The 18,238-nt window shown below is 57.2% G+C and carries 18 protein-coding genes; 3 read left to right on the top strand and 15 right to left on the bottom strand.

The features are described 5' to 3' along the window. Positions 1-9 precede the first annotated feature (9 nt). From COHPA_RS0119985 to COHPA_RS0119950, 8 genes are all read right to left on the bottom strand, one after another. Entirely contained in the window at positions 10-1,752 is a 1,743-nt protein-coding gene (locus tag COHPA_RS0119985; protein WP_027087919.1) for a SulP family inorganic anion transporter, read from the bottom strand. Between the two features lie 121 nt (positions 1,753-1,873). Beyond that, positions 1,874-2,221 carry an ArsR/SmtB family transcription factor gene (locus COHPA_RS0119980; protein ID WP_027087918.1) on the bottom strand — a complete coding sequence of 116 codons (348 nt, stop codon included), beginning with the start codon at positions 2,219-2,221 and terminating at the stop codon, positions 1,874-1,876. Further along, a complete protein-coding gene (locus tag COHPA_RS0119975) occupies positions 2,218-2,730 on the bottom strand; it encodes an acyl-CoA thioesterase (RefSeq protein WP_027087917.1) in 513 nt (170 codons plus the stop codon). Before COHPA_RS0119975 ends, COHPA_RS0119980 begins: the two co-directional genes overlap by 4 nt. An 88-nt stretch (positions 2,731-2,818) precedes the next feature. Then, the gene (pyk, locus tag COHPA_RS0119970; RefSeq protein ID WP_035121502.1) at positions 2,819-4,573 is read right to left on the bottom strand and encodes a pyruvate kinase; all 1,755 of its coding nucleotides are present in this window, start codon (positions 4,571-4,573) and stop codon (positions 2,819-2,821) included. Positions 4,574-4,619: 46 nt separating this feature from the next. After that, positions 4,620-5,585 carry an acetyl-CoA carboxylase carboxyltransferase subunit alpha gene (locus tag COHPA_RS0119965; protein WP_027087915.1) on the bottom strand — a complete coding sequence of 322 codons (966 nt, stop codon included), beginning with the start codon at positions 5,583-5,585 and terminating at the stop codon, positions 4,620-4,622. Next, entirely contained in the window at positions 5,578-6,441 is an 864-nt protein-coding gene (accD, locus tag COHPA_RS0119960) for an acetyl-CoA carboxylase, carboxyltransferase subunit beta (RefSeq protein ID WP_027087914.1), read from the bottom strand. The genes COHPA_RS0119965 and accD overlap by 8 nt, the downstream gene beginning before the upstream one ends. Positions 6,442-6,522: 81 nt before the next feature. Further along, positions 6,523-6,711: a hypothetical protein gene (locus tag COHPA_RS0119955; protein ID WP_027087913.1), complete on the bottom strand. Its 189-nt coding sequence runs from the start codon at positions 6,709-6,711 to the stop codon at positions 6,523-6,525. Between the two features lie 406 nt (positions 6,712-7,117). Continuing rightward, complete coding sequence (locus COHPA_RS0119950; RefSeq protein ID WP_027087912.1) at positions 7,118-10,756, bottom strand: DNA polymerase III subunit alpha; 3,639 nt, start codon at positions 10,754-10,756, stop codon at positions 7,118-7,120. A 168-nt stretch (positions 10,757-10,924) separates the two neighbouring features. On the opposite strand from COHPA_RS0119950, the gene COHPA_RS0119945 reads away from it, so the two are divergent. The 3 genes from COHPA_RS0119945 (at position 10,925) to COHPA_RS0119935 (ending at position 12,177) form a co-directional block, all read left to right on the top strand. Next, the gene (locus tag COHPA_RS0119945) at positions 10,925-11,251 is read left to right on the top strand and encodes a YtrH family sporulation protein (RefSeq protein ID WP_027087911.1); all 327 of its coding nucleotides are present in this window, start codon (positions 10,925-10,927) and stop codon (positions 11,249-11,251) included. Between the two features lie 17 nt (positions 11,252-11,268). After that, positions 11,269-11,763, top strand: coding sequence for a sporulation membrane protein YtrI (locus COHPA_RS0119940; protein WP_027087910.1), 495 nt, complete (start codon positions 11,269-11,271; stop codon positions 11,761-11,763). Positions 11,764-11,868: 105 nt separating this feature from the next. After that, a complete protein-coding gene (locus COHPA_RS0119935; protein WP_027087909.1) occupies positions 11,869-12,177 on the top strand; it encodes a YtpI family protein in 309 nt (102 codons plus the stop codon). 1 nt (position 12,178) lies between these two features. Here COHPA_RS0119935 and COHPA_RS0119930 read toward each other — a convergent pair whose 3' ends face one another. The 7 genes from COHPA_RS0119930 to COHPA_RS0119900 form a co-directional block, all read right to left on the bottom strand. Then, positions 12,179-13,522, bottom strand: a complete 1,344-nt coding sequence (locus COHPA_RS0119930; RefSeq protein ID WP_027087908.1) for a DRTGG domain-containing protein — start codon at positions 13,520-13,522, stop codon at positions 12,179-12,181. 114 nt (positions 13,523-13,636) lie between these two features. After that, the gene (locus COHPA_RS0119925; protein WP_027087907.1) at positions 13,637-14,326 is read right to left on the bottom strand and encodes a hypothetical protein; all 690 of its coding nucleotides are present in this window, start codon (positions 14,324-14,326) and stop codon (positions 13,637-13,639) included. A 472-nt stretch (positions 14,327-14,798) separates the two neighbouring features. Next, complete coding sequence (locus COHPA_RS0119920) at positions 14,799-15,029, bottom strand: response regulator transcription factor (protein ID WP_027087906.1); 231 nt, start codon at positions 15,027-15,029, stop codon at positions 14,799-14,801. 143 nt (positions 15,030-15,172) lie between these two features. After that, complete coding sequence (locus tag COHPA_RS0119915) at positions 15,173-15,892, bottom strand: SDR family NAD(P)-dependent oxidoreductase (protein ID WP_027087905.1); 720 nt, start codon at positions 15,890-15,892, stop codon at positions 15,173-15,175. A gap of 149 nt (positions 15,893-16,041) precedes the next feature. Continuing rightward, positions 16,042-16,266 carry a helix-turn-helix domain-containing protein gene (locus COHPA_RS0119910; protein ID WP_027087904.1) on the bottom strand — a complete coding sequence of 75 codons (225 nt, stop codon included), beginning with the start codon at positions 16,264-16,266 and terminating at the stop codon, positions 16,042-16,044. A gap of 496 nt (positions 16,267-16,762) precedes the next feature. After that, positions 16,763-17,368: a YhcN/YlaJ family sporulation lipoprotein gene (locus COHPA_RS24645; protein ID WP_027087903.1), complete on the bottom strand. Its 606-nt coding sequence runs from the start codon at positions 17,366-17,368 to the stop codon at positions 16,763-16,765. Between the two features lie 94 nt (positions 17,369-17,462). Then, positions 17,463-18,194, bottom strand: a complete 732-nt coding sequence (locus tag COHPA_RS0119900; RefSeq protein WP_027087902.1) for an SDR family oxidoreductase — start codon at positions 18,192-18,194, stop codon at positions 17,463-17,465. Positions 18,195-18,238: the final 44 nt, after the last annotated feature.

Genomic DNA, 18,238 nt, shown 5'->3' with positions numbered 1-18,238 from the left:
TCCAATCGGTCATTCCGCCGCGCGGCACAACTCCTTCCTGCCGCCGGCGATCGATAATTCGGCGCATTCCTTGAACGCGTAATGCTTGCAGCCTCGGCACGCTTCCTTGTCCAGCAGCGACAAGGCGCAGTTGATCGCGTCACCGGTGCTCGCGAATAGCTTCTCCTCGCCGATCTTGTCCAATAGCCCCGTCCTCCGGATCATCTCCAGCGGCTGCGGCTGCATGCCCGAGATCAGCACGGTTCCGCCCGACTTCGCGAAGGTTGCCGTGAGTCCGGCCAGCTTGGATTCGCCCGACAGATCCAGGTGAGGCATCTTGGACAACCGCAGGAGCAATACTTTCGTCCGTACGCCGGCCGACGTTCTTAGCAGCTCGTCGAATCGCTCGGCCGCGCCGAAGAACAAAGGTCCTTCCACCGTAACGATGCTGATCTGCGGACAATCGCGCTCCGCGCTGACGCGATGCGCTTTCACCTTGGCATGCTTATGTTCGGGATCGGGCAACATCTTCGCGATTTTAAGGCTTTCGCTCATCCCTTTCACGAACAGGATGACCGCGAGCAGCAATCCGACTTCGACGGCGACCGTAAGGTTAAAGAATACCGTGAGCAAGAACGTAATGACGAGCACGACGGAGTCGCTCGTCTTCGCCTTCAGCATATGCGCGAACTCCCTGCGTTCGCTCATGTTCCAAGCGACGATCATCAGGATCGGAGCCATGGCGGCGAGCGGGATATCCGAAGCGTACGGCGCGAAGAGCAAGAGCACGAGAAGGACCGACAACCCGTGCACGATACCGGATATCGGCGACACCGCGCCGCTGCGAATGTTGGCCGCCGTGCGCGCGATCGCTCCGGTGGCCGGTATTCCGCCGAACAATGGCGCCGCCATATTCGCGATTCCTTGTCCGATCAGTTCGCGGTTGCTGTCATGGCGCGTATTCGACATACGATCCGCCACGACAGCCGAGAGGAGCGATTCGACCGCGCCCAGCATGGCGATGACGAATGCCGGACGTATCAAGTCGGTAAGCCTCTGCCACGAGATCTCGGGCCAATGCAGCGCGGGAAGCGTGCCGGGAATATCGCCGAACTTCGAACCGATCGTCGCGACTTCCCCGGGATAACAGATCGCGGCGACCGCTGTCGAGACGAGCAATCCCCCGAGCGACGCCGGCAGTCTCGGCCACCGACTCCGCATGACGATCATCGCAAGCAAGCAGATGACCGAAGTCGCGACGCCGTAGACGTTAATCGTCCCGATGCCCGATAAGAGCTCCCGCATGTTCGGCAAGAAATTCTCGTGTTTCTCGATTCCCGTCAGCCCGAGGAAGTCCGCGATTTGTCCGCTGAAGATCAGCACGGCGATTCCGCTCGTAAATCCGATCGTAACCGGCTGAGGAATATAGCGGATGAGCGCCCCAAGCCGCAGCAGGCCCATCAATACGAGCATAATCCCGGCCATGAACCCGGCAATCAACAGGTTCTCATAGCCGTATTGTAACACAATCGCGAACAGGATCGGGATGAACGCGCCCGTAGGGCCGCCGATCTGGAAGCGCGAGCCCCCGAACAGGGAGATCAGGAGGCCGGCGACGACCGTCGTGTACAAGCCGTATTCGGGCTTCACCCCGGATGCAATAGCAAACGCCATTCCGAGTGGAATGGCGATAATGCCGACGATCAAGCCGGATAACATATCTTTGCGCAATGAATCAGACGAATAACCTTCGAATCTGCCGGTCCCTTTCATGGAGTACGCCTTCTTTTCATCGTATATTTGAATATTTGAATATATACAATGAAATAGTAAATCCGACGGTGACGAAAGTCAACGGGAACTTGACGGATTATTCGCGGAAGGTGCGATTCGATTATGGTTGAGGCTTTGTCGCCGATTCATTGCTCATAACCTCGAGAAGAGAGATCGCGTCGACCAGATGATTATTGAAAATTTGCTTGGCGACGTCCAACAAATCCTTGATCAGTGGATCGCGCAACGAATAAATCACGGAAGTTCCGTCTTTAATGCCGTATACGACGTTCTTGCTTCTAAGTACGGCAAGCTGCTGGGAGACGGCGGAGCCTTCGGAGCCGAGCAGCGTTTGGATCTCGTTGACGTTCCGATTCCCTTCGGACAACATCTCGAGAATGCGGATTCTCATCGGATGGGCGAGCGCCTTGAAGAAGTCGGCTTTGAAATGATGGATGCCCTGATTCATGACGGTGCTCCTTCGCAATTCGACTTTACGACTATGATACCATAATCTTCATCTGCCAGTTCGCGCATGCGTTCATACCATTCGGGCGCTTCGCGGTCGAAACGGGTCGGTTTCCACTCCCTATTCACCCATACGTGGCTCGTACCGCCAATAACAAGAAGCTCGCCCGGCGGCTCGTCGCCTTCATAGCTGGAACCGTGGGTTGCCGTCAGGTCGCCAAGGGCGATTCGGGATCGGAAACGAACCCTGATCTTCGAGATTTCGGCGACGCTCGTGCAAACCGTCACCCAGTCGTCGTATCTCGCCGGCGTACGGAACGACGCCTCGATCTCCGTGACCGGCAGCAGCAAGCCTCTCTCTTCCATCTCTTTATATGCGATTCCGGCATGGCGAACCCATTCGGTTCTGCCGATCTCGAACCAATTCAAATAGTTGATATGGTAGACGACGCCCATCTGGTCCGTCTCTTGGTATCGCACTCTAAGCGGGTGCAAGAACCATCTAGCCATGGAACGGGCAGCTCCTTTCTTGCACAAAATCCCGCAACGATCGGCACGGATGTGCCGCATGTTGCGGGACTCGGGTTCATCGTTAACCTTACAGTACTCTAGCTTGTCCGGAGTAGATCACGCCGTGTTCGGCGTACACCGTAATCTCCGTACCGTCCTTAAGGTGTTCGAACGCGTCGTTAACGCCTACGACGACCGGAATGCTAAGGTTCAAGCCTACGACTGCCGTGTGGCACGTAATGCCTCCGACTTCCGTAATGACCGCGGCGGCTTTCTCGAATGCCGGCATATATTCTTTGTCCGTGGACGGAGCGACAAGAATGGCGCCAGGCGTCATCTTGCGGACCGCTTCTTCAGCCGAGCGAGCCGTGACGACTTTACCGGTCGCGCTTTGCGAACCGATGCCTTGGCCTTTGGCGATCAGCTCGCCGACGTTATGAATCTTGATCAGGTTCGTCGTGCCGGAGCGGCCTACCGGTACGCCGGCCGTAATGACGATCGTATCGCCGAGACGAACGACGCCGGATTCGATGGCGCCTTGAACGGCGATATCGAACATTTCGTCGGTCGTTTGGGCAGGTACGCCTTTAACCGGAATAACGCCCCATACGAGCTGCAGGCGACGCAGCACTTGTTCGACCGGCGTTACCGCCACGATCGGCGATTTCGGACGGTATTTGGATACCATGCGAGCGGTATAACCGCTCTCGGTGGACGTAACGATCGCTTTCGCGTCGAGGTCGAGCGCGGAGTTGGCGACCGCTTGGCTGATCGCTTCCGTAACCGACTTCTGTTGCGCGTTCGCTTGCTTCGTGAAGATCTCGCGATAATGCAAAGCGGACTCCGCGCGCACCGCGATGCGGGACATCGTCTGTACCGATTCGATCGGGTATTTGCCCGCAGCCGTCTCGCCGGACAGCATGATCGCGTCGGTGCCGTCGAAGATCGCGTTCGCGACGTCGGAAGCTTCCGCGCGCGTCGGGCGAGGGTTGCGCTGCATCGAATCGAGCATCTGGGTCGCCGTGATGACCGGCTTGCCTACGCGGTTGCACTTCTCGATCATCATCTTCTGGACGAGCGGAACTTCCTCGGCCGGAATCTCAACGCCGAGGTCGCCGCGGGCTACCATGAGGCCGTCGGATACTTCGAGAATCTCGTCGAGGTTGTCTACGCCTTGCTGGTTCTCGATTTTGGAGATGATCTGGATATGGCGCGCGTCGTGACGCTCGAGCAGCTCGCGGATTTCGAGTACGTCGCTGGCGCGGCGTACGAACGAAGCGGCGATGAAGTCTACGCCCATCTCGATGCCGAAACGGATATCGTTCGCGTCTTTCTCGGTAATGCCCGGCATCGAGATCGCGACGCCCGGAACGTTAACGCCTTTTTTGCTTTTGATCGGGCCGTCGTTCACGATTTGGCATTTGATCTCGGTGCCTTGGATGTCGACGACCGTCAGGCCGATCAGACCGTCGTCGATCAGGATCGTCGATCCGACGCTCACGTCTTGCGGCAGTTCCTTATACGTAATCGGGATACGGTTCTTATCGCCGAGGAAATCTTCGGTAGAGAGCGTAATGTACTCGCCTTGCACGAGCTCAATAACGTCTACGGCCAGCTTACCCGTACGAATCTCCGGACCTTTCGTGTCGAGCAGGATCGCGACCGTCTTGCCGAGTTCTTGGCAAGCTTGGCGGATCGTTTTGATGCGGGTGCCGTGCTCATCATAATCGCCGTGAGAGAAGTTCAAGCGAGCGACGTTCATGCCGGCCGAAATCAGTTTTTTCGTGTTTTCCAGCGATTCGCTGGCCGGTCCGATGGTGCAGACGATTTTCGTTTTGCGCATGATTTCGTATTCCTCCGTTTTATCCATCACAAATCTTTATAAAGAGCTATTCAAGCTCAACAGTACCGAAATGTCCGATGTCGCGGAATTTCTGGTACCGGTCTTCCACCAATTGTTCGGGTGTCATCTTCATCAGTTCCTGGAGATGACGCCATACGGCTTCCTTGATCGCTTCGGCCTGCATCTCCGGATCGCGGTGGGCTCCGCCCATCGGTTCCGGAACGATCTCTTCGATTACGCCGAACTCCTTCAGGTCTTTCGCCGTAATCTTCATCGCTTCGGCCGCTTGATCCGCTTTGGATGCATCCTTCCACAGAATGGAGGCTGCCCCGTTCGGAGAGATAACGGAGTAAATCGCGTTCTCGAGCATCAATACGCGGTTGCCGACGCCGAGCGCCAGCGCTCCGCCGCTCCCGCCTTCGCCGATGACGACGCAGATAATCGGCACGCCGAAAATCGCCATTTCCGCAAGGTTACGGGCGATCGCTTCGGATTGACCTCTCATTTCGGCCGTATCGCCGGGATAAGCGCCCTTCGTATCGATGAACGTAATGATCGGACGCTTGAATTTATTCGCTTGCTGCATGAAACGCAGCGCCTTCCGGAAACCTTCCGGGTGAGGGCTGCCGAAGAAACGCTGAATGTTGTCCTTCGTGTCCTTGCCGCGCTGATGTCCGACGACCGTCACCGGCACGCCGTTCAGCTTCGCGAGTCCGCCGACGATCGCCAGATCGTCCGCGAATACGCGGTCGCCATGGATTTCAAGAAAATCGGCAAAAATCAATTTTATGTAATCCAACGTCGTTGGACGCTGATGATGGCGGGCCATGTGCATAATTTGCGGCGCGCTCAGGTTGCTGTAGATTTCCAGCTCCATCTGCTTATACCGCTCTTCGAGCCGTCCGATTTCGTCCGCGAAATCGATCTGCTTCTCTTGGCCGAATTTCTTCAGCTCGTCTATCTTCTTGCGATGTTCCGCGAGCGGCCGTTCAAAAGGCAAATCATTAGACATCGGCCGGCTCTCCTTTCCATGCATGCATATCTAGCAGTTGCGTGAGCACCGCTCTCATGTCTTTGCGGTGTACGACTTTATCGAGCTGACCGTGCTTCGCGTTGAATTCCGCCGTCTGGAAGTTGTCCGGCAGCTTCTGGCGAATCGTCTGTTCGATGACGATACGGCCGGCAAAGCCGACGATCGCTCCGGGCTCGGCCAAATTGTAATCGCCAAGGCTCGCGAAGCTGGCGGATACGCCTCCAAGAGTCGGGTCGGTAAAAACGGATATGAAAAGTCCGCCTTGATCTTGGAATTTCGCCAGCGCCGCGCTAGTCTTGGCCATCTGCATAAGGCTCAGGATGCTTTCCTGCATCCGGGCGCCGCCGGAAGTCGAGAACATCACGAGAGGAACTTGCTTCTCGATGGCCAGCTCGATCGCGCGCGTTACTTTCTCGCCGACGACCGACCCCATGCTGCCGCTGAAGAAATCAAAGCTCATCACGCCGATCACGACGGGAAAACCGCCGATTTCGCCTTCGCCGGTTACGATCGCGTCGTTCAAGCCGGAGTTGCTCTTCTGCTGCTCCAGCTTCGATTGGTAACCTGGGAAATTAAGCGGATCTTCGGATACGAGATTGCCGTCAATCTCAAAAAGACGCCCCTCATCGAGCGTCATCGCGATGCGCTCCCAGGCGTTAAGGCGGAAATGGTGTCCGCAAGTCGAACAGATCTTCAGGTTTTTCTCAAGTTCTTTGCTGAATTGAATCGTACCGCATTTAGGACAGCGGTTCATCAAGCCTTCGGGAATGTCACGTTTCGTGCGTTCCGAAGGGACGACCGCGTACTTTTTTTTCTGAAATAAATCCTTGAACACAGCGACACCTCTCAAGCGGAAAATGGCGACCGACTCGTCCATACGGCTTCGCCGACAGATGAAAGCGGGTATCGTACAGCATTACAGATGCAGTATACTTCCGAGCACTTCTTGCACTTCCCGTACTTCGCCTGATGGTACCAATATTTCATACTGCGGTTTCGTTAGGTTAATAGGGCGTACCTGTACGAGAAATCCTTCCTCGGTTAGACGCTTCTGAATCCGTTCGGCGATCTTCGCGGTCGGTGCGATGTAGATGACCGTCCACATGAAGCGGTACCCCCAATAGCAATATCATTCGCTGGAAAAGAAAAGATAAAGAAATCATAGCACAGATGGCGCAACACTAGCAACCAAACATCGACGGCAAGCACGTCGACTAGCGGCGCGGGACTTCATATAGGAGGATATCACGAGCGAGCTGGGACCGAGCATATAGTGACACCGTGTGTGCTTAAATCCAGGAATCGAGCTGGGACCGAGCATTTAGTGACACCACTTGTGCTTAAATCGAGGAATCGAGCTGGACCCGAGCATTAGCGCCACCACGTGTGCTTAATTCAAGGAATCGAGCTGGTCTCGGGCATTTAGCGACACCACTTGTGCTTAATGTGAATGAATCGCGATACAAAACGGCACCGTCGTTAGTTGACGATGCCGTTTTGTAACAACATTGTTACTTCGCCCGGATGCTGTCCGCGCCTAGCAGCTTCTCGACCTTATCGAACAGCTCCTGCGTCGGAGTGACCTTGAACTCGTCGCTGAGCGCGACGGTTCGCTTGGTCCGCTCGTAGCGAAGCACCGTCGGCACGGGACCGGCATGCGATTTGAGCAGCAACTTTAACCGTATAAGCGTCGCAGGCTGCTCGTGCGGCTCGTCGATGCGAATGTATACTCGCTCCGGCAAACTCTCTTGGACGGCGGAAGAAGGCTTACCCGATACGGGCTGAACGTCGGAAGCTGCGGACGGCTTCGGCTGCCCGGGAGCATTCGCTTGTACCGTCGCCTGTTTCGATGCAGCCGGCTGCGCCGGCGCCGGCCTCCTAGGCTGCTGGCTGATCCGGCGAAGCCGCTCGACCTGCAGCTTCAAGTCCGGCGCGTCCAGCGGCAGGATGTCGTCGGCCAGCAGCTTGTAATCTTCGTCTCCTTGCTGCACTTTGGCTCGCACGAGGACAAGCGCTCCCTTCTTCGCGTAGGACGAAGCGTTCTTCCATACGGTCGGGAACGCGACGAGCTCCGCCGCCATAATGCGGTCCTCCAGCTCGAGGAACGCCATCGCCTGCCCCTTCTTCGTCGTAAAAGGCTTCAAAGACACGATCATGCCCGCCGTAAATACCGTCGAGCCGTCCGGCGCATCCGCGATATCGACAAGGCGGTCCAGCTTCAACTCTTCGGCTAATCCGTCGTAGGCGTCCAGCGGATGGCCGGACAAATACAAGCCCATCAGCTCGCGCTCGAATTCGAGCGTCTGAGCCTGGGAATACGGCTCGATATTCGGCAGCTCCTCGATCCAGTTCGGCGTTTCCTCGAAGTCGAACAGCTCGATCTGCAGCTCCTCTCGTTCTTTGCGCCACTGGACCGCGGCGTCCAAGGTCGGCTCCAGCGCGGCCAGAAGCTGCGCGCGATGGCCCGGCAACGTATCCATTGCCCCCGCGAGCAAAAGCGACTCGATGACCCGCTTGTTGCACACGCGGGAATCCACGCGCCTGCAGAAGTCGCCCAAGCTCTCGAACGGTTCCTTGGCCCGCTCGCGCAAGATGCTGTCGATCGCTTGCGTGCCGACGTTCTTCACCCCCGCGAGTCCGAAGCGAACGCCGCCGTAAGCCCGCGCTCCCCCATCGTCCGGCTCCGCGGAATCGACCGGCGTGAACAGCACGCCGCTCTCGTTCACGTCCGGCGGGAGCACCGGTATGCCCATATGGCGGCACTCGTCCACGTACTCCGCCGTTTTGCGCTGATTGCCGACGACCGCAGTTAACATCGAAGCCATGAACGCGACGGGATAGTGCGCCTTCAAATACGCGGTCTGGAACGCAAGCACGGCGTATGCCGCCGCATGCGCGCGGGGAAATCCATAGTCCGCGAAGCGGACGACCATATCGTATACGCGATTCGCGTCCGCTTCGGAGTAACCCATGCGCAAGCTCCCGCTAACGAACGCGACGCGTTGCTCATCCAATACTTCGCGCTTCTTCTTGCTGACGGCGCGGCGCAGCAAATCCGCCTGTCCGAGCGAGAACCCGGCCATGACCGACGCGATCTGCATGATCTGTTCCTGATATACGATAATGCCGTACGTGTCCTGAAGAATCGGTTTCAAATTCGCGTGCGGATATTCCACCTCGATAAGACCGTGCTTGGCGCGAATGAATTGCGGGATAAATTCCATCGGTCCCGGGCGGAACAGCGCAAGCACCGAGACGATATCCTCGAACGAACTCGGCTTCATGTCCTTCAACACGCGCCGCATGCCCGGCGACTCGAGCTGGAACACGCCCGTCGTCTCCCCTCGGCCCATCAGCTCGTAAGTTTTCGCATCCTCGTAAGACACGTCTTGCCAGCGCAGCTCCTTGCCGGTCAGCTCCTTGATCCATCCGAGCGTCCGCTCGATGATCGACAACGTGCGAAGGCCCAGGAAGTCCATCTTGAGCAAGCCGACCGATTCGAGGTTTTCCATCGAGTACTGCGTCAGCGGAACGCCGTCTGTCCCCTCCTGCAGCGGAACGTAATCGGTAAGCGGCCCCGAAGAGATGACGATGCCGGCCGCGTGCGTCGACGCATGGCGCGGCATCCCTTCGACGCGCCGCGCCATCGCGATCAGCTCCGCGGCGTTGCCTGCGCCTTCGGCCAACGTTCGGAACTCCGGGCTTTCCCGCATCGCGCGCTCGATCGACATGCCCGGCATGCCCGGAATGAGCTTAGCGGCTTTATCTACTTCACCATAAGGAAGATTCATGACTCTGCCGACGTCCCGCACCGCCGCCCTGGCGGCCAGCGTGCCGAACGTAATAATCTGCGCCACGTGCTCGCTGCCGTATTTGTCGACGACGTACTTAATGACCTCGTCCCGCCGCTCGTCGCTGAAATCGACGTCGATATCGGGCATCGTGATCCGCTCCGGATTGAGGAACCTCTCGAACAGCAGCTTGTGCGCCAGAGGATCTACGTCCGTAATGCGCAGCGTATAAGCCACGAGACTGCCCGCGGAAGAACCGCGGCCCGGTCCCGTGACGATGCCGTTGTCGTGCGCGAACCGGATGAAGTCCCAGACGATCAGGAAATAGTCGTCGAACCCCATCTCCCCGATCACCTTCAGCTCGTACTCCAGCCGCCCTCTGGCCCGCTCCCGAAACGGTTCGTCCGCGTTCCATTCCGGCAGTTGCCCATAACGTTCCGTCAATCCCGACTCGCACAGCTCCCGCAAATACGCGCCTGCCGTCTTCCCCTCGGGCAACGGCGAGAACGCAGGCAATATATGTCGGCCGAACTCCAGCTCCAGCGAGCAGCTATCGGCGATCCGCACCGTGTTCGCGATCGCTTCGGGCACATGGCGGAACAGCGCCGCCATCTCCTCGCCGCTCTTCAAATAAATCTCGTTCGTCGTTATTTTCAGCCGATCCTTATCGTCCACCGTCTTGCCCGTGCCGATGCAGATCAGCACGTCCTGAAGCCCCGCGTCGTCCGGATTCAAGTAGTGGGAGTCGTTCGTCGCCGCCAAAGGGATGTCCGTTTCCTCCGCGATCCGCAGCACGCCGGCCGCGATTTTCTTCTGCTCCAGAATCCCGTGATCCTGAAGCTCGAGATAGTAGTCTGCGCCGAACAGCGCTTGATACCGGAGCGCAAGCGCCTTCGCTTCCTCGTATTTGTCGGCCGCGAGCAATTGAGACAGCTCGCTGCTCATGCAGCCGCTCAAGCAGACGAGTCCTTCCGCGTGCGAGGACAATACTTCGAAATCGATGCGCGGCCGGTAATAGAACCCTTCCAAATGGCCGATAGACGTCAGCTTCATCAGGTTGCGGTAACCCGTCTCGTTCTTCGCGAGCAGCGTCAGGTGATAGATCGGCTGGTCTTTGCGGGATTGCTTGTCGTGCCGCGCCCCCGCCGTGATGTACGCTTCCATGCCTAGAATCGGCTTGATCCCGTGCTCTTTGCAAGCTTTATAGAACGGAATCGCCCCGTACATAACGCCGTGGTCGGTCAAAGCGAGCGACGTCATGCCGAGCTCCGCCGCCTTGGCTGCCATCTCCTTGATCCGCGCCGCCCCGTCGAGCAGACTGTATTCGCTATGAACGTGCAAATGAACGAAATCGCACATGACCGTCACCGCCTTACTCGTATTCGAACTTCGCCGCAAACAGAATAGAACCATTATAGCACATACGTTCGGTTTTGTCCGACGACGCTTTTTCGACCCGCGGTCGCGATAACTAATAGGAATCAGGCGGGGACAACCTCGCTATATATAATTAAAGGAGGGGTTGTTATGGGAGACTTCTATACGAGGGCCGCGTTCTGTTTTCTCGTCGCTTTCGGGATCGTGCTCGGCGGGGCGCTGCTGGCGGGCCTAGGCTCGGTCTTGCTGTGGACTCCCCCCAAGGAGAAAATGATGCAGGTCGCGGAACATTTGAAAATATGGGCGTTAGTCGCGGCCGTCGGAGGTACGATCGATCCAATTCGTGTCATCGAGTCGAATATGCTGGGGGGATATATCTCTCCCGCGATGCAGCAAATCGGCTATATTATGTTCGGGTTCCTCGGCGCGCATATCGGTACCGAGCTAGTACAATGGATGTGCCGCAGCGGCACCTAAAAGATGGAGAGATCGCGATGCGAGTGCCTTCCTTCGATAGATTCCGACGGTTCATGCAGTTGACGGCATTCTTCGTGTGCGGCTTGATCGTCGGCAGCGCCGTGTTCGGCGCGTTAATGAACGACCAATACGATTATGTAGCCAAGCAGAACCTGCTCCTTCAACAGCAGCTCGCCGGGCTCGAGAAGAACTTGGCCCAATCGGAGAAAATCCGCAAGTCCAACGTCATCAAGAGCATCGTTCCCTACGTGATCGAACAACCGGGCAAATCCCCGCTCGGCGTGCTGACCGAGACGGAGATCAAGAAACGGCTGCGGAAGGACCTCGACATTTTCCTCGGGCGAAGCATCTACAACATCGATTCCGATGCGCCTCTTGCCCGAAAGCTGCTGAACAAAATCGTCTACGAGGACATCGGCGACAAAGACTACGACGTGTCCATCCAGACGATGCTCGTCGAAGGCGGCGTGCTTCACGTATGGGTGAACGTGAACGTGCATTTGCCGAAATGAGCGCGACGATAAAGCCGCCCTTCTCCTATGGAAGCGCGGCTTCGTTCTTTTATGGTACAATACGGTTCATTACAGCCTAAATCCCGGAAGGAGCAATCTTCACCCATGGTCTTCGCGATACAACTGGCGCTCACCGTTCTCGTCATCGTCACTTGCTGCTTGTCCGTCTACTTCAGCTTCAAATCCCGCAAATCGGCCGACGTCAAGCAGCGCGGACTTTACGCCGCCCGCTTGAATATCAACATGGGGCTCATGCTCGTGTTCATCTCGATTCTGCTCATGGTTCTGTTCTCCGGGTCCAGCGTTCGCGTCGTCGTAAGCTCTCTGTTCTTCCTGCTCGGCATCTTCAACCTGTTCGCCGGCATGAAAAACCACTCTCATTACACCCGCTTGATGCAGCAGCAATCGCGCTAAGCTACGCCTGATCGATCGTCTGCACGGTCAGCATCGCTTTGGCGATCGCGTCCCCGTCCTGCATCGTCTGCACCTCGACCTTCACGTGCCTGCGGCTCGCTTCGATGATGTGCGGCGTGATCGTTACGCTCGCGTCGATCGGAGCGGTCCGCAGAAAATACGTCGTCATATTGTCGAGCACGTGCTCGCGTTTCCCCAGATCGGCCACCGCGCGGCTTGCCGCCTGCTGCATGAGCGCCGTCAGCACGCCCTCCGATATCGTCCCGAGCGGCCCCGACATTTGCGGCGTCGCCGTTCCGACGTAATAGGCCCGTCCTTCCGCATCCCGATGTTCCGTAAACCCGCCCCACATGAGCGCGTCGAACGTCTCGCCAAGCTGGGCGGGCCGGTTGGCGAACTGCATCGCCCGCAGCACCTCGCCCCTGCTGATCGCGCCGATCAGCTTCCGCTGGCGGTCTACGACCGGCAGCAACTCGATGCCTTCCGACACCATCCGGTGCGCCGCGGACGCGACCGGCGTGCTGAGCGTCACCGTCATCGGGCGCCTCGTCATCAGCTTGTCGAGCGTCTGATCCGCCTTGGAGCCCACGACGTCCTTGGACGTAATCATCCCGACGACGCGATTCCATTCGTCCGTAACGGGAAACCTGCCGCTTCCCGTCTCCGCGCTCAGCTTCAGAAACTCGGTTACGTCCGCCGATTGCTTAAGCGCGTACTGCCGGGACGACGGCGCGATCAGATCGCCGATCATCATGATTTTGCGCTTGATCAGCTGGTCGTACATCGCCCGGTTGATCATCGAAGCGACGGTGAACGTGTCGTGACGGCAGGTTAAGATCGGAAGCTGGCGTTCGTTCGCCAGCCGTTTCACTTCCTCGCTCGTGCCGAATCCCCCCGTCACGAGCACGCCGGCCCCATGCTCGAGCGCGGTGCGATGAGCGCTCTCGCGGTTGCCGACGATGAGCAGGCTGCCCGCGTCGATGTACGCCATCATCTCGTCCAGCTCCATCGCGCCGATGACGAACTTGTGCAACGACTTTTCCAAGCCCTCTTCGCCGCCGAGCAGGCTGCCCTGGACGATGTCGAGCACTTCCGCGAACGTCAGCTGCTCCGGATTGCCGCGCCTCTTCTTATCGACGCGCACGGTTCCGATCCGTTCTTTCGTATTGACGATGCCGAGCTGCTCCGCTTCCTTGAGCGCGCGATAGGCGGTGCCGTCGGACACGCCCTTGTCCTTCGCCATCTGGCGAACGGACACTTTCGTTCCGATCGGAAGCGCTCGGATATAATGCAACAATTGCTCGTGTTTCGTCGCTTCGCCGTGACTTGTCTCGTTCCCGGACATAGGGGTTCCTCCCGCTAACGGTTCATCTATATACATTAGCTTATAACAGAAGGCTGCCCCGAGCGCAATCCGCGCTTGGAGCAGCCTTCTTCGATTCGATCCGAACGATCGGCCTTACGTAAAGAGCAAATACACGATATAGACCGCGACTCCGAATCCGCCGACGGATTGGTAGATGTACGGGAATACGCGCTCGCGGCTAACTTCGTGCAGCGCGAGGCCTTGAATGACGAGCACGACCAGGCTGAGAAGGAGGAACAGCGTCGCGACGAGAGCGCCCAGCTCGGCCGAGATGAACGTGAGAATCCCGGCGATGATGAGCCCCGCGCCGGTTTGCAGTTGCGTACCGCCGTAGTATGTCGCGGCTTCCTGCCAGGTGCGCTTGCGTCCGCCGATCCAGTTGCCGACGAGCGTGAACGCCACTGCCGCAAGTACGATCGCGCAGACGCCCAGGATCAAATATTTGCCGGCGCCCATCGCGCCGTACAGGCTCCAGAACGGCGAATCGAATGCGCGGCCGAGCGAAGCCAACGCCCCGAGCGCGCCGGCAAAATCGTCGCCGAAGTCGGGAGTCGTCTCCTCATGCAACGCCCACACGAAAAACCAGAATCCGATGACGCCGATCGCGGCGCCGATAACGCCGTAGATCCAGTCGGTCGCCGGCTGCAGCTTCACGCTAGCGGTCGGATTTTTGAGCAAGCCAAGCAGCTTCTGTCCATCGATGTTGGCAGCCGGGTTCGTCGGCCGTTGCGGGGCAGGCGCCCCTCCCGGCGCGTTCTCTAAGCCGGTGTTGTTGTCGGACATCCCATATTCCTCCTCGAGATAATTGCTCTTCGTCGGGCTCGAACTAACTCGCCCTCAGAACAACTTTGGAATGATTTGCTACTTACCGTCATTCGACGGCAAAGAATGAAATCCTTTAATCTTGCCAGCATTTTAAGCCGATTAAGCTCGCCCTTCAATGTCACGAGATCCTCGTACGCGCCGATCTCGAAGCATTGGCCCATCCTCGTGACGATGATTCGGCCTTGCTCATATAACTGATATGCAGCACCCGGGTCGGGATATTCTGCACGATGACGACCATTATCCTTCTTCGCGATATTAATGAGGCTAGTCGAGACGATTTGCGATATTTACTCCATGCAACGGTCTGCGAGACCGCTACAGCGGCGCACCGGAGGGCCAAGCAACCGAAAAGCCCGCGCTTCGAATCGCTTAACGAGGTCGTCGTCAGCGAGACGAAGAACGGGCTTCGCGCACCGCGTATGTATGCTTATGCGCCGATAAGCCTTAGTATGAGCGACGCCTTGGATTTGACGTTCATCTTCAAATTGATCCGGGAGATATGAACTTTGACCGTATTCTGGCTAATACCGAGCAATAAGGCAATTTCGCGATAATTGAAATCTTTCATCCAATACCCGATGATCTCTTTTTCCCGCTCCGTCAGATGATACTCTTCGCTCGCCTGCAGCAGCATGTCCTCCAGCTTTACCTGATTCAATGTGCACGCATCCCCTTTACTCGTATCGTCCCCCGACCTCACTCCGCGAAATGAGCGTCTATATCGACGATTATAGGAGATCGGCTGCGAGAATGCTGTCGAACCCTCGTGTCGGTTTATATAATTCTAGCGATTGATTACCATTACCAGGGCAAAGGCTTGCCGAGTAGATCGACGTAAGCCGGCTTGTCGGTTCGGAATCGCTCCGGAATCCGCGCAAGGGCGATGATGTGGCCGGCGGCTTCTTCGGGCGTGTAGGTCGCGCCCGCGTCGAGTTTGCCTTGCATGAACGTCCGAATCCAGCCCGGATGCACGGACAGCACGGCCGCACCGGCCTCCTTCACGTGATTGTGCAGCAACGCGGTTTGCATGTTGAGCGCCGATTTCGACATCGCGTAGGCGAACCAATTGTTCCGCCAGCAATCGCCGACGCTGCCCGCTTCCGACGAAATATTCATGATCAGCTTATGGGCCGAGCGCTTAACGAGCGGGAGCAGCGCTCCGTTCACCCTGAGAGGACCGAGCGCGTTGACGTCGTAGACGCGGAGCATCTCCTCGTAGTCCAATTCATCCTCGATCGTACGCGTAATATCTCCTAGAATCGCCGCGTTATTGATCAGCACGTCGATCCGATCCGCGAAAGCTTCGATCGATCTCGCCGCCGCTTTAACGCTCGTATCGCTGGCAACGTCCATATGAACGAGAAGCAGCTTGTTTCCGTATATTGTACGCAGCGCGACGTGCTCTTCGATCTCCTCAGCCGCGTAGCGCCCCGCGATCACGCTCGCGCCTTGCTCCAGCCATCCTCGGACGAGCGCGAGCCCTAATCCGCGATCCGTTCCCGTCACGCACACCGTCAACATCCTACCGCCTCCAATGTATCCGTTCTATTTTCCATTGTAATCGGTAATCGACCGGAATCAAAAAAGCCTCCTCCCGTCCCCCATTGCTGGGCGGCGTTGAAGAAGGCTCGCGCTACATCGACGAGCGGCAGAAGTCGTGCATGTTGTCTTTAAATCTTCAGCTCCCCGAGCTTGATCAGCTCGACAACCGCTTGCGAACGACCTTTGACATTCAGCTTTTGCATCACATTTGAGATATGGTTTCGGACCGTTTTCTCGCTGATAAACAACTGCTGTGCAATGTCACGAGTCGTCTTGTCCTGCACAAGCAGTTCAAAGACTTCGCGTTCCCGAATGGTTAGGAGAAACTTGCTTTTATGGTCGCTGCCTTTCAACGTGTGTCACCCCTCCTTGCCCGGGAATGTAGTGAATACAAGGTATAGGGATACAGTCAACTTTATCATATGAAAGGGCTTTTCGGTCGGTGCGGCGGACGGGGAAAATGGGCGGTCTAAAATGCACCTGGGCGACATAACATAGCGGAACGCAAAAAAGCGGGTGTCCCAAAAGAGTATCTAGCTTCATCCGCCCAAACGCGCTCTCCGGCTCGATCATCCGTTTGACCGATAGCTCATCACTTTCCTCGCTACCTCAACTGCACGGAGTACAGTCCGTTATCGCAATATCGTCATTTTTCTACTGAATAACCGCATCGAATACATCTCGTTATCGACGAAACCGTCAGAACTCTCGTTATCTGCCCCAATAACTGCACTCCGTACCGTTTACAGGTCAAGCGTTGGCCTAGTTGATAGCGATCAGTAAACAACAAAAAGGCGTCCCACGGTCGAATCGACCTTAGGACAGCCTCCTTGTCTTGACAGTTCTCGATTAGCGCGGACTGCGGCTGGATTCGGCCGGGAAGATCCGCTCGACGAGCGCGTTGAACTCCGATAAAAAACCTTGGATCGGATGGCCTTGGCGCGTCTCCTCCGCGAAGTTGCGCATGCGGCTCGCGAAATCGGGATTCGCGGACACGTAGACGTTCTGCGTGGAGGTAGACATCGATTTGACGTTGTCGGCGATTTTCGTCTTCAGCGAATTGGACAACCCTGTGCCGTGAACGTGTCCGCCGCCCTTATTGTTCTGCGTTACGGCGACGTAGGCGTTGCGGTCCGTCATCACGACGTAAGCCGCGTCGATCTCGGGCATCGCCGCCAGATGGTTCGCGATCGCGTCGCTCATCTGCATGTGGGAATTGCCGTGAAGGCCGATGACGTTATTGTTATTCCTTTGGTTGCCGTTGATTCGATTCATCTCGTTCCGCTGATCGTTCGCGAACCGCGATTTCATCGTGCCGTTGCCGAGTATGCGATCGGTCCTGCCGGAATTCGGCCTGATGTTCTTGTTGCCGACGTCGCCGGTATTCTGCATGCAGCCCGTAACCGTCAACGCGGCCGACAGCAGCATCGTACCTATGATCAATCGTCTGCGCACTGATGAATCCCCCTCTTGGTGTGCTTGGCTTCTGCCATTACAAGATAAGATTCGCAAACAGGCGATTCGGTATGCATAGGCGCGATGTTCTAAACTACCACGGAACAGGGCCTTCCTCGTTGTAAAATCCGCCGGTCGGGCCGTCAGGCGGGAGAGTGGCCAAGCGTACGGCGGCGATCGCCCCTTGCGCGGGACTCCTCGAGCCGGCATGGCCGGTCATATCCGTTGCGCAATATCCGGGATCGGCCGAATTGACCTTGATCCGGGCGCCCCTTAGTTCATTCGCGAAAAATACGGTCAAGGCGTTGACGGCCGTCTTGGAGGAGTTGTACCCGAGGACTAAGAAAGAAGCAAGCTCGAAGCCGGAGTCGCTGTTCAGAGTCAAGGACCCCAAGGAGCTGGACATATTGACGATCCGTCCGCCCGCTGATTTCCGCAGCAAAGGCAGCATCGCTTGCGTCGTCCGAAATACGCCGAATACATTCGTATCGTAGACTTGCAGCAACGTGGCAACGTCGTTCTCGCTCGGCGGCTTCTCCTCCAGGAAAATACCCGCGTTATTAACGAGAATATCCAGCCTGCCGTACTTCCCTTCAATAAATTCGGCAGCCCGGTCGATCGATTGATGATCGAGGACATCCAATCGGACGAACTCCGCCGCGATCCCTTCCGCCCGCAACCCGCCTGCGGCCTCTTGGCCGCGCGCTTCATCCCTTGCTCCGAGCAACACCGTGACGCCGTGCTGCCCGCCAAGCTGCCTGGCGATTTCCAAGCCGATGCCTTTGTTCGCCCCGGTGACTAAGGCGATCCGTTCGAGTCCAGCCATGTTCATTCGACCTCCGCTGCCGCATAATTGTTCAGTCTCTTCTA

The sequence above is a fragment of the Cohnella panacarvi Gsoil 349 genome (assembly GCF_000515335.1).
In the GTDB taxonomy this organism is placed as follows: domain Bacteria; phylum Bacillota; class Bacilli; order Paenibacillales; family Paenibacillaceae; genus Cohnella; species Cohnella panacarvi.
This window is presented reverse-complemented; position numbering and strand designations above follow the sequence as displayed.

What these genes read in the sequence shown, in the direction of transcription:
- COHPA_RS0119985 (WP_027087919.1), bottom strand. Translation starts at nt 1,752, where the DNA reads ATGAAAGGGACCGGCAGATTCGAAGGTTATTCGTCTGATTCATTGCGC.
- COHPA_RS0119980 (WP_027087918.1), bottom strand. Translation starts at nt 2,221, where the DNA reads ATGAATCAGGGCATCCATCATTTCAAAGCCGACTTCTTCAAGGCGCTC.
- COHPA_RS0119975 (WP_027087917.1), bottom strand. Translation starts at nt 2,730, where the DNA reads ATGGCTAGATGGTTCTTGCACCCGCTTAGAGTGCGATACCAAGAGACG.
- pyk (WP_035121502.1), bottom strand. Translation starts at nt 4,573, where the DNA reads ATGCGCAAAACGAAAATCGTCTGCACCATCGGACCGGCCAGCGAATCG.
- COHPA_RS0119965 (WP_027087915.1), bottom strand. Translation starts at nt 5,585, where the DNA reads ATGTCTAATGATTTGCCTTTTGAACGGCCGCTCGCGGAACATCGCAAG.
- COHPA_RS0119955 (WP_027087913.1), bottom strand. Translation starts at nt 6,711, where the DNA reads ATGTGGACGGTCATCTACATCGCACCGACCGCGAAGATCGCCGAACGG.
- COHPA_RS0119950 (WP_027087912.1), bottom strand. Translation starts at nt 10,756, where the DNA reads ATGTGCGATTTCGTTCATTTGCACGTTCATAGCGAATACAGTCTGCTC.
- COHPA_RS0119945 (WP_027087911.1), top strand. Translation starts at nt 10,925, where the DNA reads ATGGGAGACTTCTATACGAGGGCCGCGTTCTGTTTTCTCGTCGCTTTC.
- COHPA_RS0119940 (WP_027087910.1), top strand. Translation starts at nt 11,269, where the DNA reads ATGCGAGTGCCTTCCTTCGATAGATTCCGACGGTTCATGCAGTTGACG.
- COHPA_RS0119935 (WP_027087909.1), top strand. Translation starts at nt 11,869, where the DNA reads ATGGTCTTCGCGATACAACTGGCGCTCACCGTTCTCGTCATCGTCACT.
- COHPA_RS0119930 (WP_027087908.1), bottom strand. Translation starts at nt 13,522, where the DNA reads ATGTCCGGGAACGAGACAAGTCACGGCGAAGCGACGAAACACGAGCAA.
- COHPA_RS0119925 (WP_027087907.1), bottom strand. Translation starts at nt 14,326, where the DNA reads ATGTCCGACAACAACACCGGCTTAGAGAACGCGCCGGGAGGGGCGCCT.
- COHPA_RS0119915 (WP_027087905.1), bottom strand. Translation starts at nt 15,892, where the DNA reads ATGTTGACGGTGTGCGTGACGGGAACGGATCGCGGATTAGGGCTCGCG.
- COHPA_RS0119900 (WP_027087902.1), bottom strand. Translation starts at nt 18,194, where the DNA reads ATGGCTGGACTCGAACGGATCGCCTTAGTCACCGGGGCGAACAAAGGC.